Genomic DNA, 13,669 nt, shown 5'->3' on the forward strand with positions numbered 1-13,669 from the left:
CAAGCAATAAATGGGGCGAGTAAACCCATTTGTTACCTATACGTTATCTCATACGTAAGCGTTGCTTACAACCAAAAAAAGATAAATACTTATTCTTCTGATGCAACGTTATACGTTGCTGTTGCGTAGTATTTAAGTAGTCTGGAGTGTTTACATAAATCCGACCGAATTTTGTTTTTCCGCAAATCGTCTCCGTTCGCCGACAATGACCTTCTAAGTGTCATTCGGGCTTGCCGCGCCAACGACCCGCGCGCGCAACGAACGCTATTCAAACAATTTTTTGGGTATGCCAAAAGCATTTGTCTGCGCTACAGCTCAAGTGTTGAAGAAGCGGAAGATGTGCTGAACGAAGGGTTTTTAAAAGCATTTCAACATTTAGATAGTTATGACGAAACACTACCTTTTAAAGCTTGGCTGCGAACAATTCTAGTCAATACAGCCATTAGTCATTACCGAAAGAATCATCGATTTGAGCAACACGCTTCCCTGGAAACGGGTGAGCAAGTGGCCTTTGATGTGGACATAGTCGACCAGATGGCCGCCGAAGATATTTTGGCCCTAGTTCAGCAGTTAACCCCAACGTATCGCACTGTGTTCATGATGCACGTTGTGGACGGCTACAGCCTCCACGAGATAGCAGGCATACTTAACCATAATGAAGCCACGGTACGGTCCAATTTTGCCCGTGCCCGGCAGAAACTGCAAGTCTTGCTCAAAGAGGCCCAATATTTTAAATCAGGCTCGACAGCCTCAATTCCGTATCATGAAAACTGACCGATTTTCCGATATTATCCGGCGAAAACTGGAAAGTATTCGGCCGGAATTTTCCGAAAAAGACTGGACCCGGATGCAGGCTTCTCTGCAAACCGGGATGCCTCAACCGGCCACCTCAACCCCAGGGCAGCCCTTTGGCAAATCAATGTGGACGGCCAGACCCTGGTTGATGGCAGCTGCTACAGTAAGTGCTGTAGTAATGGTAACATTTGGGTTTTGGCAACAACGCGAGATTAATCAGTTGCGGGCAACAATAAGCCAATTAAAAAAGCCAGTACCTAGCCAAGCAGCAAAAGGCCAGTCCGGCACCTCAACTCCGGAAATAAATACAATAATTCTGAAACAGCCCGCCGAAAACGCGGTGGCTCTAGACTCTGAAACAACATCACGGGCGTCGGGCAGTCACCTAACCATAATCCATCAACAGCCACGTGATACGGTGTATATAACCCGATACGTTACTGTGCCGTCAAAATCACAGGTAGTACCGCCAGACGAAAATCGGTACGCTGATCGTCCGGAGAAATCATTCGAACCGCGAGAAGAACGCTATGCAGCAGCTAACCGAGGTCAAAAGTCAGTGGATCAACCCAATCAATCGGATAATTTAACCAATAACCCGAACACAGATGCGTATGGTGAATCGTCTACTCCTTCTATAGCAAGTGAAAAATTCAACAGTACAACACCAAAAGAGGCTAAAACACCTAATAGCTCCCTTCGTGGCCGGAACCGAGCTGGTCAATATTCTAATAATCTCGAAACCGGTTTAACCGCTGCGTTTTCAGTCGGTTCGACCTCCGGAAAACGCAACAAGACCAAAGGTTTGGCGAAGGGATCAATACCAACCCAAACTGATTACGCTCCTGAATCAGGTAAATCAATTCTATCTGAGTCAGACAAGGCTTTAGCTTCCACTGCCATTGAAAGCATCAGCAGTTTACCGCTGTCATTAGGAAAGACCAACTGGAGCAGGATGTTGACTCAGCGGGCAAAGCGTATGCGCCCGGCACGCACAACGGTTGTGGTTGGCGTAGAACCAACTCAGGCACCGGAAAGCCAGCGTGTAAATCGACCAGGATTACAGTTTAGGGCTGGTATTGGTGGTGAAGTTGCCTCCAAATTAACGAGTGCCGGGGTGTTTACCGAAGCCCTCCTGGGCAAACACTGGGTAGTGAGTGCCGGACTGAGCCGGGCAACCTATTCGGGAGATAAATTTATCAGTGATTTTGATTTTGACATTCGTATGCGCCGGAATTTTCGGAAGGAGTTTGCCCATGGAATTGATCCCCGGCGGGACATTTTTAATATAGATACCCGTACAAGCCGCATAGTAATGCCTGTTTCTGTTGGCTACCGGGTAGCACTCAGCAAGACGCTGTCATTCGTACCAGCAGTAGGTACTTATTTGACTATATCAAGTACTGAGAACGCAACTTATCTTTGCCCCGTGCCCATTCCCCAACGCGGCTTTGAGCAACTCAGTGTCAGCGATAAACGAACTGTGCCCTTACTAAATAATATGATCTTAAGCGCTGGTATTGAATGGCAAAGCAGGCATTGGGTATTACAGGGAAGCCCCGTATTAACCATACCAATTGAGGCAGATGCGCAACCTTTCCAGCCTGGCCAAAACTGGCAGTCATCAGCACTACTGGGCCTGCGGGCACGTCTTCTGTATCAATTCTAAAGTGAGTTACCCAGAAATTTCATAAAAGGGTCTGCCCGACATACTCAGCTAGGTATGTCGGGCAGACCCTTTTATATGGAAGCCGATGCCCCAGCTACAACCTGTAGTATTAGATTAAACTAGTTTTGGCACTCCGGTCAAAGACCGGATAACGCTACGACATAGTCACAGACCAATGTCGGTCAGTTAGCTAGAGCCATTCACCCTTACGTTATTTATTGGCAGTTACACGCCAGATGCGGCCACCAGCATCATCGGCTACCAGCATGGAGCCATCGGGCAGTACGGCTACACCAACTGGTCGGCCGTAGGCATCTTTGTCCTTGCCGGTCAAAAAGCCGGTTAGAAAATCCTCGGGTTTGCCCGGCTTATCATCCTGAAACGGCACAAATACAACTTTATATCCTGAAAACGATGATCGGTTCCAGGAACCATGCTGACCAACAAAGGCACCGTTTCGATATTTCTCCGGGAAAGCCGTTTTGTCATAAAAAGCCAGCCCAAGTGAAGCCGTGTGTGCGCCTAGCGGAACATCCGGGACAACGGCTTTTTTTACCAGATCGGGGCGTTCTCCTTTTCGGCGGGGGTCTTCGTTCTGACCGAAGTAGGCATATGGCCAGCCATAGAAAGCGCCTTCTTTCACACTGGTTAGGTAATCAGGAACGAGTTCGTCGCCCAGTTCGTCGCGTTCGTTAACGGCGGTGTAAAGCGTTTTGGTGGCAGGTTGCCAGCCCATGCCTACCGGATTCCGCAGGCCACTAGCATATACACGCTCACCACTGCCATCGGGATTGATTTCGAGGATATTAGCCCGACGCACTTCGTTTTCGATGCCGTGCTCGGCAACATTACTTCCAGAACCTACCGAAACAAATATTTTCTTTCCATCGGGGTCCGCCAGCAAATTACGGGTCCAGTGGTTGTTGTAACCACCGGCAGGTAAGCTCAGAATTTTCTTGCCGGGGGTGGTTATTTTCGTCTGGCCGGGGGTATAGTCATACATCATCAGCCCATCGGTGTTGGCTGCATAAAAATGATTATTCAGCACCAACATACCAAACGGCTGGTTCAGGCCCGTCAGAAACGGTTCTTTCACATCCGGCTTGCCATCCTTATTCGTATCGCGAAGCAGCGTGATCCGATTGGCACTGGCTTCCGTGCGCTCAGAGTTACTCTTCCCCGTTACGGCATTCACCACTTTTGTCTTAATACCCTTTCGTTCGGTGTTGGCTTCGGCGACAAACACATCGCCATTTGGCCCGACGTAAATCCAGCGGGGACTGGCTAAATCACGGGCATACTCGGTTACTGTAAAACCCGCCGGTGCTTGGGGCGTTTTGCCTTCCGGCCAGCCAACGACATTGCTGAACTTCTGGCTTGATTCGGTAGCGTAAGGAGCTGGCAGCGTAAGTGTGGTATCGGCGGTAGCTACCGTTTCGCCGGTTTGATTGGTTTCTTTTTTCTGGTTACACGCCAGCATGGAAACCGACAGCGCAGCGGCTGACAGTAATATTTTCGTTCTTTTCATCGTTGAGTTGAGTCGATTGAATTATCTCTTACTCAACTCCCTGAGCAATCGTTTGGTTATGGATTGTCTCTTTTAGCTGTCAACTCGGTACCCTGAACCGACATCGTCAGACTTGTGACGGCTTTGGTAGCGGTATCCCAGGCGAAGGTGATGATAGAGCCGTAGGAACTGGTCGATTGATAGGTATTGGCCTTAGCTTGCTTCACTAACTTGTTTTTGCCGTAGGTATCCGCTTCACCAAACAACTCACCCTTCTCAGCCGTGACCGTAAATTTCTGGATCGGGCTGCCACTGGCAAAAGTGTATGAGCCCACGTAAGCTTTCAGTTTCGATGTATCGGCCGGGGCCGTCTGCGCATTTGCGGATATAGAAATAACCAATAAACAAACGGACAGGATAAAGTTAAATACGTATTTCATAAGGGTTTATCGTTAAGCGTTATGACTAATGAAGCCAGACAAAGCTCCCGGATTGCTTACAAGGTACGCGAAAATCTGGCATAGGGAATTGGCCCTTTATAAAATACTTCACTAACGGCCTCCATACCAAAACGACGATAAAAATCAGCGGTATCCAGCCGGGCATCGCACCAGATTGTCTGGGCTCCTAATTGTCTGGCTTCATCCATGACATGATTGAGCAGACGCGTTCCGATACCCTGCCGCTGGCGATCGGGCCGGGCGGCAAATTTCCGAAAACGGCTTTCTTGGCCCTTGACAAACAACGAAATAACGGCCACCAGCTCGCCTTCCTGAAACGCGCCAATATGGTGGCCTTCGGCATCATTCTCGACTTTCACATAGTCGAAGGGCTTATCGGGCCACAGAACCGAATGGCGGAGAGGGTACGTTTCCTCAGCAGAAATGGGTTGTATATAAACCATATCAAAAGGGCAGTTTTCCTAAGTCTACGTTGCCACCGGTTAAAATAATACCGATTTTTTGCCCAGCGAACTTGTCTTTGTGTTTCAGCACAGCAGCCAGCGGAACCGCGCAGGAAGGCTCGATAATGATTTTCATTCGCTCCCAGATTAGCCGCATGGCCGCAACTATTTCTGGATCAGACACCGTCAGAATATCCGTGACGTGCGCCCTGATAATGGCTAACGTTCGTTCGCTGAGGCTGGTCATGAGCCCGTCAGCAATGGTATTGATGTAAGGCGCTCTCTCGACCTGTCCGCTCTTAAAAGACAGGATCGCATCGGCGGCTCCCTCCGGTTCTCCGGCAATCACGCGAGTCGACGGCGACAAGTAATGCGTTGATAGGGCAGTACCACTCAACAACCCTCCCCCACCCACAGGCGCCAGAATGACATCGAAAGGCTGGTCACCTCCGATATCTTCAATAAGCTCTTTGGCAGCGGTAGCCTGTCCAGCAATAACTCGATCATCATCGAAAGGGTGAACGAGTACCGCACCGGTTCGTGCCATCACTTCCCGAACGCCAGCCTCGCGGGCGTCCAGCGTTGGTTCGCATTCGATCACATTGGCACCATATCCCAGCACGGCCTCTTTTTTCACCTGCGGGGCCGTGCGCGGCATTACTATGTAAGCGGGCACGCCTACCTGCCGGGCCGCAAAGGCGACAGCCTGCGCGTGGTTGCCCGACGAGTGTGTGGTAATGGCAGACCCCTCTTTATTCTGAGCGACCTGCAACACGGCATTAAGGCCACCTCGTGCTTTGAATGCGCCTATTTTCTGAAAGTTCTCACATTTAAAAAACAGCTCGGCTCCAGCCCGTTCGTTAATGGTTTGATTGGTAAGCACTGCCGTGCGGTGAATAAATGGCCGGATGCGGTCATGCGCTTCCTGAATGGTTTCGAGTGTGATCATAAAGGTTCAAACAGCTAGAAGCTGTTTGCATATATGGAGCTATACTACAAAAAAACAGGCAGAGGCTATCTGAATCTTTAAGCTGTTTGACACAAAGTACGGAAGAAAACAATTTCGTATGGGCTAAACTCTTACCCCATCAGCCAATCAAATGAGTAATTTACCGCTGTTTTATTTCTTTGTCCGGTAAGCAACCAACTGCTTACTCAAAACCTATGTCTCGTAAACCCGTTTCGTTATGACCTCCGACCGTCGTTCGTTTTTGAAACAAGCTGCTGGCTCATTAGCGGCTATGGCTATAGTGCCAACTGCTTTCGCCGAAGCTCCCGCGAAGAAGATGTTCTTCGATATTTCATTGGCCGAGTGGTCGCTCCATAAAGCACTGTTCGCTAAAAAAATCACCAATTTAGACTTCCCCGGCATCGCCCGCAAAGAGTTCGATATCAGCATTGTTGAGTATGTAAACCAGTTCTTCAAAGATAAAGCGCAGGACAAAACCTACCTCAACGACCTGCTGGCCCGATGCAAGGACAACGGCATTACCAATAACCTCATCATGATCGATGGCGAAGGCAATCTGGGTGCCTCGGACGCAGCTGAGCGGACAAAAGCAGTCGAAAATCACCACAAATGGGTCGAATGCGCTAAATACCTGGGCTGCAAGACTATTCGGGTCAATGCCGCCGGACAGGGTACCGCCGAAGAAGTAGCTAAAGCTGCCGTTGATGGCCTGAGTAAGCTGGGAGAATTTGCCAAAACGATGAATATCAACGTCATCGTCGAGAATCACGGCGGCTATTCGTCCAATGGCCAGTGGCTGTCGGGTGTGATGAAGCAGGTCGGGATGAAGAACGTGGGTACGTTGCCTGATTTCGGCAACTTCTGTATCAAGCGGGGCGACAACCACACTTGCGCTGAAGAATATGACCGTTACAAAGGCACGGCTGAACTAATGCCGTTTGCCAAAGGCGCTTCGGCTAAGTTCTATGACTTCGACACCAATGGCAATTGTGTTGAAACCGACTACAACCGGATTCTCAAGATTGTGAAAGACAGCAAGTTCAAAGGTATTATTGGTATCGAATATGAAGGCGATAAGATGGATGAATACGCTGGTATCCGGCAGGCAAAAGCTGTGCTGGAGCGTGTGGGTCCAATAGCTTAAAAGTCTATAATGTCAATTTTATGGCCTGTCTATGCACGAACATGCGTACTCAGGCCACTTTTTTAACCTTCCTGTTGTTCTCTTAAAACCTATACTTACGTCAGGTTTCGATTCATTCAAACGTATGTCAACCACGCAACAATCTGTTACCCTCAGCTTTATTGGCAATGAGCCCGTTACCGGCGACGGTAACTTTTTCAAAGCTTTCGCGCCCTCCCTTCACGAGAATCTTGCCGATGACTTCGCAAATGTATCCGCAGAACAGGCAAATTTGGCCATCGACAAAGCGGCCGAAGCTTTTCCGATTTATGCTAAGCTAAGTGGGGCGCAACGGGCCGATTTTTTAGACGCTATTGCCGCCGAAATAGAAGCCATTGGCGATGAACTTATTGAGCGGGCCGTGCTGGAGAGCGGGTTGCCTACGGGTCGGATTTCGGGCGAGCGAGGCCGCACGACGGGTCAGTTACGACTATTCGCCAATGTACTTCGTGAAGGTTCGTGGGTGGATGCCCGTATTAACCCGGCCCTCCCCGACAGACAGCCTCTACCTCGCCCCGACTTGCGCCGGATGCTGGTGCCCTTGGGACCAGTCGTCGTTTTTGGCGCCAGTAATTTTCCACTTGCCTTCTCGGTAGCTGGTGGCGATACGGCATCGGCCCTGGCCGCCGGTTGTCCGGTTGTTGTAAAAGCGCACCCCTCACATCCAGGCACATCGTCTTTGGTAGGTCAAGCTATTATAACAGCCGCTCAGAAATCCGGAATGCCCGATGGCGTTTTTTCGCTGCTCCATGCCGACATTGAGGTAGCTCAGCAACTGGTAGCGCATCCGGCCGTGAAAGCAGTTGGTTTTACGGGCTCAAGAGCTGGTGGGCTGGCGTTGTTGCGTGTAGCTCAGGGCCGCCCCGAGCCTATTCCCGTTTATGCCGAAATGAGTGCAGTCAATCCGTTTGTTGTTTTACCGGGTGCGATCAGCCAAGAGACAGGATCAAATTCTGCGGCAACAGTAGCCGCCGGTCTGGCGGGTTCAGTTACGCTGGGTGTGGGCCAGTTCTGCACCAATCCAGGCTTGGTTTTCTTACTCGATTCGCCTAAAACACAGGATTTCCTGGATACATTAGCGGAGAAGATCCGTACTTCGGCACCGGCAACGATGTTGAATGCGGGCATTTGTCAGGCGTATCAGAAGGGTGTTCAGCAGAACAGGATCATTCCGGGCGTTCACGTCCTGGCCGAAGCCGACGTCGATGCTGAAAGCAACCAGACGCAGGGACGCCCAACGATACTGAGCACCACGGCACCTATCTTCCTGAGCAGCCCAGCACTAAGCGAAGAGGTGTTTGGACCGACATCATTGGTTGTGGTGTGCGAAACCGAAGCTGAACTGGAAGAATGCCTGACAACACTAGAAGGTCAGCTTACCGCAACCATTTACGCTACACCGGCCGAACTGTCATTCTCGTCTGTCGACTGGGTTTCTTTACTGCAGGCAAAGGCTGGACGGGTATTATTTGGCGGGTACCCGACGGGTGTCGAAGTATCGGAAGCCATGACACATGGTGGGCCATTTCCTGCTACGAGCGATAGCCGGTCGACGTCGGTCGGAACAGCCGCTATTCTTCGATTTGTTCGGCCCGTAACGTATCAGAGCTTTCCCGACGAGTTGTTACCCCCCGCTTTACAAAATGCTAATCCGCTGGACATCTGGCGGAATGTGGATGGAAAGATTATGAAATAATAAAAAGCAAGCTAAAAAAAGCGGTGCCACGATTCAAAACCGTGGCACCGCTTTTTTTAGCTTGCTTTTTATTTCAGACTTCCCATACCGCCATCAATACCGATAACCTGGCCGGTTATCCAGCTTGCCTGATCGGTGAGCAGGTAGGCGGCCATGCCGGCAATATCCTCAGGCGTACCGTACCGATTGAGCGGATGCCGTTTATTGGCAGCCTCCCGTTTGGTGTCATCCCCCAGCAGGAAACCCGCTAAAGGCGTATCGGTTAGAGAAGGAGCCAGCACATTCACCCGGACGTTGAACGGTGCCAATTCAGCCGCCAGCGATTTACCAAGCCCCTCAACAGCCGATTTAGCTACCGATACGGACGAGTGCATACCCATCCCTAACTTGGCCGCAACCGTGCTGAAGAGAATAATACTGGCTGATTTCGACTTTTTGATAACGGCATAGCTGGCATGAATAGCACTCACCGCGCCGAGCACGTTCAGTTCGAAATCACGACGGTAATCATCCAGGGTAAGCCGTTGGAACGGTTTGAGGTTAATGGTGCCGGGGCAATATACCAGACCATGGAGCGTGTCGGGAAGTTGATTCAGCGCATCGACAGCGGGGGTCTGGGTAATGTCCCACACCATGTGCGTAGACTGAATACCTTCGGGCTGAGTTCGACCGGCGGTAAAAAGTGTAGCTCCCTGATCCTGTAGTTGCAGCGCCAGCGCATGGCCTATTCCCGAACTCGCTCCAATAATTAGAATATTTTTACCCTGCATAATGGTTGTTGATGAAGTGTAATTGACGTGTACTGCTCCCAGTAAACAGACGTTAGTCCGTCTACAAGGCTTACCCTGAATTCCTACTTAAATTAAATGCTCACACTGGGTTGCGTCACGAACCGCAGAAGTTCCTGCTTGGTGGCTTCCTCAGAAAACTTACCACCATACGAAGATGTAATGGTGGAGCTGTTCACATCATGAATACCCCGTGTAGATACACACAGGTGCTTGGCGTCAATGATCACCGCTACATCTTCTGTTTCCAGAACACGCTTCAGTTCTTCGGCGATCTGCACCGTTAAACGCTCCTGCACCTGAGGCCGCTTGCAGAAATACTCAACAATTCGATTCAGTTTCGATAAGCCAATTACCTTTCCACTAGAGATATAGGCGACATGTGCTTTTCCCAGAATGGGCACAAAATGGTGCTCACAGTAGGTCTGAACCGTAATGTCTTTCTCCACCAGCATTTCGTTGTACCGAAACTTGTTCTCGAATAAGGTGGCTTTTGGCTTATTAGCGGGATTTAGTCCACTAAACACCTCGTTAACATACATTTTAGCCACGCGACGGGGTGAACCTTTCAGACTATCGTCGGTCAGATCAAGTCCCATAATGGTCATTATCTCCCGAAAATGTTCTTCGATGAGGTCAATCTTCAAGGCATCGTCAAGGACAAAGGCATCAGGACGCATCGGTGTATCAATGGAGGTTGCTCCATGCGCATCACCGATTTCATCCACTAATTCGTCGGCATAATCTCCGTCAAGGGCGTATCCATTTACAGGACTACCATTTACGGATTGCCCAGTCAACGGAGTACCATTAGACGGGGTATTCGACGAAGTTCCGTTCAGTTTCATACAGTCTGATTTTAAGGTCTAAGCCCTCGCTTAGCTGATTGCGTAAAATGTTATAGATAACGATGGCAATGTTTTCGGCCGATGGATTCAGGTCGGCAAATTCTTCCGTATCGAGGTTCAAATTCTTATGGTCGAACCGATCCGTAACGTGTTCTTTGATCAGATCGCCGAGCAGTTTCATGTCGATCACATAGCCCGTTTCATCATCAACAGGGCCGGTAACCTGCACAATCAACTCATAGTTGTGCCCGTGGTAGTTGGGATTGTTGCATTTGCCATAAACCCGCGTGTTTTTCTCATCCGACCAATTGGGGTTGTTCAGGCGATGAGCCGCGTTGAAATGTTCCTTTCGAAACACCGCAACCCGTGGGGCACTGGCCCGAGAATTATCCATAAAAATGAATCGAGTTAAAGTTCGATCAACCTGTCGTTACAAAGTTTGTGTACAACACAGGCAGACAGCCGAGCGGGTAGCCAGTACGCTCTTTCGTATGCGATTGATACCTGATAAACCGACGAATCTTTTATTTTGTTCAACGTTTCCCAATAAATATTAAACAAAATTTTCGTCACTCTAAATTAATAACATCCGCTCATCAGGTAATGTTCCCTCCCATGTACTCAGCCGGCAGACGCGGAACCAGACAGCATTAGTACCCGTTTTGACCCCATGAAACGCTTACGAAAGCCAATGATACTTACACTATTCATTATTACCGGATTGATTGCCAGCACCTTCCTGTTCATGCAGCAAAGCACCTTTGGCAGCAACCCGACCGCCAACCGCCTGGATCGAATTAACCGCTCACCTAATTATCGCAATGGCTCCTTTCAAAATCTGGAAAAGACCGAAGTCATGCGCGAAGATGCCTCTTACGTTGGTATGATGAGCGATTTCTTCAATAAAGCGAAAGACAATATCCCGCCCAAACCATTACCCTCTGTTCGCACTGACCTTAAAGCTCTTTCAGATTCCGTTCCCACCATCGTCTGGTTTGGCCACTCGTCTTATCTTATAAAATCAAAGGGAGTTACTATCCTGGTTGATCCAGTTTTTAGCGGAAATGCGTCGCCCGTTTCGTTTTTCGGCAAGGCGTTCCCGGGTTCCGATGTGTACAAAGTGGAGGACATGCCGGACATCGACATGCTGGTGCTTTCCCACGACCATTACGATCACCTGGACTACTTAACGATCAAGAAGCTTATCCCCCGAGTTAAAAAGTTTTATACGGCTCTTGGCGTAGGCGCTCACCTCGAACGCTGGGGGGCCTCACCCGACCAGATCGTTGAATTTGACTGGTGGGAAAGTCATCATGTTGCCACCGATATCGACATGACCGCAGTACCTGCCCGCCACTTCTCGGGACGCAGTCTTACACGCGGCAAAACGCTGTGGACCGCATTTGCGTTAAAGCTTCATGGTTATTCGCTGTATCTGGGTGGCGATTCGGGCTACGGCAAGCACTTCAAAGAAATCGGCGATAAATACGGCCCGTTCGATCTGGCTATCCTCGAATGCGGGCAGTACGGGAAAGACTGGCCTGCTATTCACATGTTTCCCGAGGAGGTAGTCACGGCCGCCCAGGACCTGCATGCCAAAACGGTTTTGCCCGTTCACTGGGCTAAATTCTCCCTTTCGGTTCACGGCTGGAAAGAGTCGGTCGAACGGTTTACCAAGCGGGCCGCCGAACAAAAACTGAACATTACCACCCCTCAGATTGGCGAGCCGTTGTCAGTAGGTGTTAACTACCCTAAATCAGTTTGGTGGAATTACTAAGGATGTGATGGCGCAAGACTGGGCAGATGGGTAAAATTTGCGCGACGTGTGTTTTTAGTACGAAACCTCGTTCTTTGGTTCGTAAACATCTCCTACGTAACATATCTCTATGCAGACACCTACCCGGCGCCAGTTTATTCGCACTGCTGCTCTTACAGGCGCAGCAACTTCGGTTGCAACGACTTCTGTTTTTCCAGCCATTCTAACGGGTGCCAAACCTGCCGACCCTAAAGTCAGGCTGGCATTTATTGGCGTTGGCTCACGAGGACGCAGCCACGTTGAACAAGCGCTGTACCGGGCCGATGTTGAAATAATCGCTATCTGCGATCCTGCCCCGGAAGCCATCAGCCGCACCACGGCCATGATCGAGAAAGCTGGCCGAAAAGCACCGGTAGCGTATAGTAAAGGTGATGAAGCGTTTAAGGACATGCTTAAGCGCGACGACATCGACGGCGTAGTGATTGCCACCCCCTGGGAGTGGCACGTTCCCATGGCCGTGGCGACGATGAATGCAGGTAAGTATGCCGGTGTAGAAGTATCGGCTACGGTGACGCTGAGGGAATCCTGGGATTTGGTCAACGCATTCGAGAAAACGGGTTCGCCCTGCATGATTCTGGAGAACGTTTGCTACCGGCGCGATGTACTGGCGGTGCTGAACATGATTCGGAAGGGTATGTTTGGCGAAATGACCTACGCACACTGCGGCTACCAGCACGACTTACGGAACATAAAGTTTAACGATGGCAAATCCATTGGTGGCGTTGGGGCCGAGTTCGGTGAAAAAGGCTATTCCGAAGCGCACTGGCGCACTCAGCATTCTGTCGACAGAAACGGCGACCTCTACCCAACCCACGGCCTCGGACCAGTAGCTCACTGGCTAGACATTAACCGGGGCAACCGTTTCACCCACCTGACCAGCACTGCTACAAAAAGCCGGGGGTTGCATAAGTATGTAGTCGACAAAGGTGGCCCAAACCACCCCAACGCTAAGGTTAATTTTAAACTCGGCGATGTTGTGACGACCGTTATTCAGTGCGCCAATGGGGAAAATATCGTGATTATCCACGATACAAACTCGCCCCGCCCGTACTCGCTTGGCTTCCGGGCGCAGGGCACCAACGGCATCTGGATGGACGACAACGACATGATTTATCTGGAAGGTGTTTCACCCAAGCCGCACAGTTGGGAACCCTTTGCAACCTATCAGGAAAAATACGACCACCCGCTCTGGAAACGTCACGCCCAAACCGCCGAAAATGCCGGTCACGGCGGGATTGACTTCTTTGTGCTTCGCGCCTTTATCGAATCCATCAAAGCCAAAGGGCCAGTCCCTATCGACGTGTACGACGCGGCCGTGTGGAGCGCCATCAGCCCCTTATCCGAACAAAGTATTGCCGGAGGCAGCAAACCTGTAGCCATCCCCGATTTCACCAAAGGAAAGTGGAAAACGAACAAGCCTATTTTTGGCTTGAATGACCTTTATTAGCTGTTGGTTGTTAGTTATTGGTTATTGAATTATGGCTTATAGTTAC

Annotated in this window: 13 protein-coding genes; 6 read left to right on the top strand and 7 right to left on the bottom strand. The window is 50.1% G+C overall.

The window, feature by feature from the left end:
- The first annotated feature begins 171 nt into the window (after positions 1 to 171).
- Positions 172 to 774: an RNA polymerase sigma factor gene (locus NT073_RS23695; protein ID WP_297378628.1), complete on the top strand. Its 603-nt coding sequence runs from the start codon at positions 172 to 174 to the stop codon at positions 772 to 774.
- Positions 764 to 2,464, top strand: coding sequence for a hypothetical protein (locus tag NT073_RS23700; protein ID WP_297378630.1), 1,701 nt, complete (start codon positions 764 to 766; stop codon positions 2,462 to 2,464). The genes NT073_RS23695 and NT073_RS23700 overlap by 11 nt, the downstream gene beginning before the upstream one ends.
- A gap of 211 nt (positions 2,465 to 2,675) precedes the next feature.
- Here NT073_RS23700 and NT073_RS23705 read toward each other — a convergent pair whose 3' ends face one another.
- Genes NT073_RS23705 through NT073_RS23720 form a run of 4 tightly spaced genes read right to left on the bottom strand, consistent with a single transcriptional unit; the run spans position 2,676 to position 5,824 of the window.
- Entirely contained in the window at positions 2,676 to 3,992 is a 1,317-nt protein-coding gene (locus NT073_RS23705) for a sorbosone dehydrogenase family protein (RefSeq protein WP_297378632.1), read from the bottom strand.
- A 56-nt stretch (positions 3,993 to 4,048) separates the two neighbouring features.
- Positions 4,049 to 4,411, bottom strand: coding sequence for a DUF3471 domain-containing protein (locus NT073_RS23710; RefSeq protein WP_297378633.1), 363 nt, complete (start codon positions 4,409 to 4,411; stop codon positions 4,049 to 4,051).
- Positions 4,412 to 4,467: 56 nt separating this feature from the next.
- Positions 4,468 to 4,875 carry a GNAT family N-acetyltransferase gene (locus NT073_RS23715; protein ID WP_297378635.1) on the bottom strand — a complete coding sequence of 136 codons (408 nt, stop codon included), beginning with the start codon at positions 4,873 to 4,875 and terminating at the stop codon, positions 4,468 to 4,470.
- 1 nt (position 4,876) lies between these two features.
- Positions 4,877 to 5,824, bottom strand: a complete 948-nt coding sequence (locus tag NT073_RS23720) for a pyridoxal-phosphate dependent enzyme (protein WP_297378637.1) — start codon at positions 5,822 to 5,824, stop codon at positions 4,877 to 4,879.
- A 238-nt stretch (positions 5,825 to 6,062) separates the two neighbouring features.
- On the opposite strand from NT073_RS23720, the gene NT073_RS23725 reads away from it, so the two are divergent.
- Both NT073_RS23725 and NT073_RS23730 read left to right on the top strand, forming a co-directional pair.
- Positions 6,063 to 6,989, top strand: a complete 927-nt coding sequence (locus tag NT073_RS23725; RefSeq protein ID WP_297378639.1) for a sugar phosphate isomerase/epimerase family protein — start codon at positions 6,063 to 6,065, stop codon at positions 6,987 to 6,989.
- 124 nt (positions 6,990 to 7,113) lie between these two features.
- Entirely contained in the window at positions 7,114 to 8,724 is a 1,611-nt protein-coding gene (locus NT073_RS23730; RefSeq protein ID WP_297378641.1) for an aldehyde dehydrogenase (NADP(+)), read from the top strand.
- Positions 8,725 to 8,792: 68 nt separating this feature from the next.
- Here NT073_RS23730 and NT073_RS23735 read toward each other — a convergent pair whose 3' ends face one another.
- The 3 genes from NT073_RS23735 to NT073_RS23745 all read right to left on the bottom strand — a co-directional run bounded on the left by NT073_RS23735 (position 8,793) and on the right by NT073_RS23745 (position 10,754).
- Positions 8,793 to 9,494 (bottom strand): SDR family oxidoreductase, encoded by a 702-nt coding sequence (locus NT073_RS23735; protein ID WP_297378643.1) that lies wholly within the window; start codon positions 9,492 to 9,494, stop codon positions 8,793 to 8,795.
- Between the two features lie 92 nt (positions 9,495 to 9,586).
- Positions 9,587 to 10,360, bottom strand: coding sequence for a GTP cyclohydrolase I FolE (folE, locus tag NT073_RS23740; protein WP_297378645.1), 774 nt, complete (start codon positions 10,358 to 10,360; stop codon positions 9,587 to 9,589).
- The gene (locus NT073_RS23745; RefSeq protein WP_297378647.1) at positions 10,323 to 10,754 is read right to left on the bottom strand and encodes a 6-carboxytetrahydropterin synthase; all 432 of its coding nucleotides are present in this window, start codon (positions 10,752 to 10,754) and stop codon (positions 10,323 to 10,325) included. Before NT073_RS23745 ends, folE begins: the two co-directional genes overlap by 38 nt.
- Positions 10,755 to 11,051: 297 nt before the next feature.
- Between NT073_RS23745 and NT073_RS23750 the strand changes: the two genes are divergently transcribed.
- Both NT073_RS23750 and NT073_RS23755 read left to right on the top strand, forming a co-directional pair.
- Complete coding sequence (locus NT073_RS23750) at positions 11,052 to 12,137, top strand: MBL fold metallo-hydrolase (protein ID WP_297378649.1); 1,086 nt, start codon at positions 11,052 to 11,054, stop codon at positions 12,135 to 12,137.
- Between the two features lie 109 nt (positions 12,138 to 12,246).
- The gene (locus NT073_RS23755; protein WP_297378651.1) at positions 12,247 to 13,623 is read left to right on the top strand and encodes a Gfo/Idh/MocA family oxidoreductase; all 1,377 of its coding nucleotides are present in this window, start codon (positions 12,247 to 12,249) and stop codon (positions 13,621 to 13,623) included.
- The last annotated feature ends 46 nt before the right edge of the window (positions 13,624 to 13,669 follow it).

The sequence above is a fragment of the Spirosoma sp. genome (genome assembly GCF_026391055.1).
Classification (GTDB): Bacteria; Bacteroidota; Bacteroidia; order Cytophagales; family Spirosomataceae; genus Spirosoma.

Excerpts from the sequence above, each read along its gene's own strand:
- NT073_RS23725 (WP_297378639.1), top strand. The coding sequence starts at position 6,063 with ATGACCTCCGACCGTCGTTCGTTTTTGAAACAAGCTGCTGGCTCATTA.
- NT073_RS23735 (WP_297378643.1), bottom strand. The coding sequence starts at position 9,494 with ATGCAGGGTAAAAATATTCTAATTATTGGAGCGAGTTCGGGAATAGGC.
- NT073_RS23755 (WP_297378651.1), top strand. The coding sequence starts at position 12,247 with ATGCAGACACCTACCCGGCGCCAGTTTATTCGCACTGCTGCTCTTACA.
- NT073_RS23745 (WP_297378647.1), bottom strand. The coding sequence starts at position 10,754 with ATGGATAATTCTCGGGCCAGTGCCCCACGGGTTGCGGTGTTTCGAAAG.
- NT073_RS23700 (WP_297378630.1), top strand. The coding sequence starts at position 764 with ATGAAAACTGACCGATTTTCCGATATTATCCGGCGAAAACTGGAAAGT.
- NT073_RS23750 (WP_297378649.1), top strand. The coding sequence starts at position 11,052 with ATGATACTTACACTATTCATTATTACCGGATTGATTGCCAGCACCTTC.
- NT073_RS23730 (WP_297378641.1), top strand. The coding sequence starts at position 7,114 with ATGTCAACCACGCAACAATCTGTTACCCTCAGCTTTATTGGCAATGAG.
- NT073_RS23705 (WP_297378632.1), bottom strand. The coding sequence starts at position 3,992 with ATGAAAAGAACGAAAATATTACTGTCAGCCGCTGCGCTGTCGGTTTCC.
- folE (WP_297378645.1), bottom strand. The coding sequence starts at position 10,360 with ATGAAACTGAACGGAACTTCGTCGAATACCCCGTCTAATGGTACTCCG.
- NT073_RS23720 (WP_297378637.1), bottom strand. The coding sequence starts at position 5,824 with ATGATCACACTCGAAACCATTCAGGAAGCGCATGACCGCATCCGGCCA.
- NT073_RS23715 (WP_297378635.1), bottom strand. The coding sequence starts at position 4,875 with ATGGTTTATATACAACCCATTTCTGCTGAGGAAACGTACCCTCTCCGC.
- NT073_RS23710 (WP_297378633.1), bottom strand. The coding sequence starts at position 4,411 with ATGAAATACGTATTTAACTTTATCCTGTCCGTTTGTTTATTGGTTATT.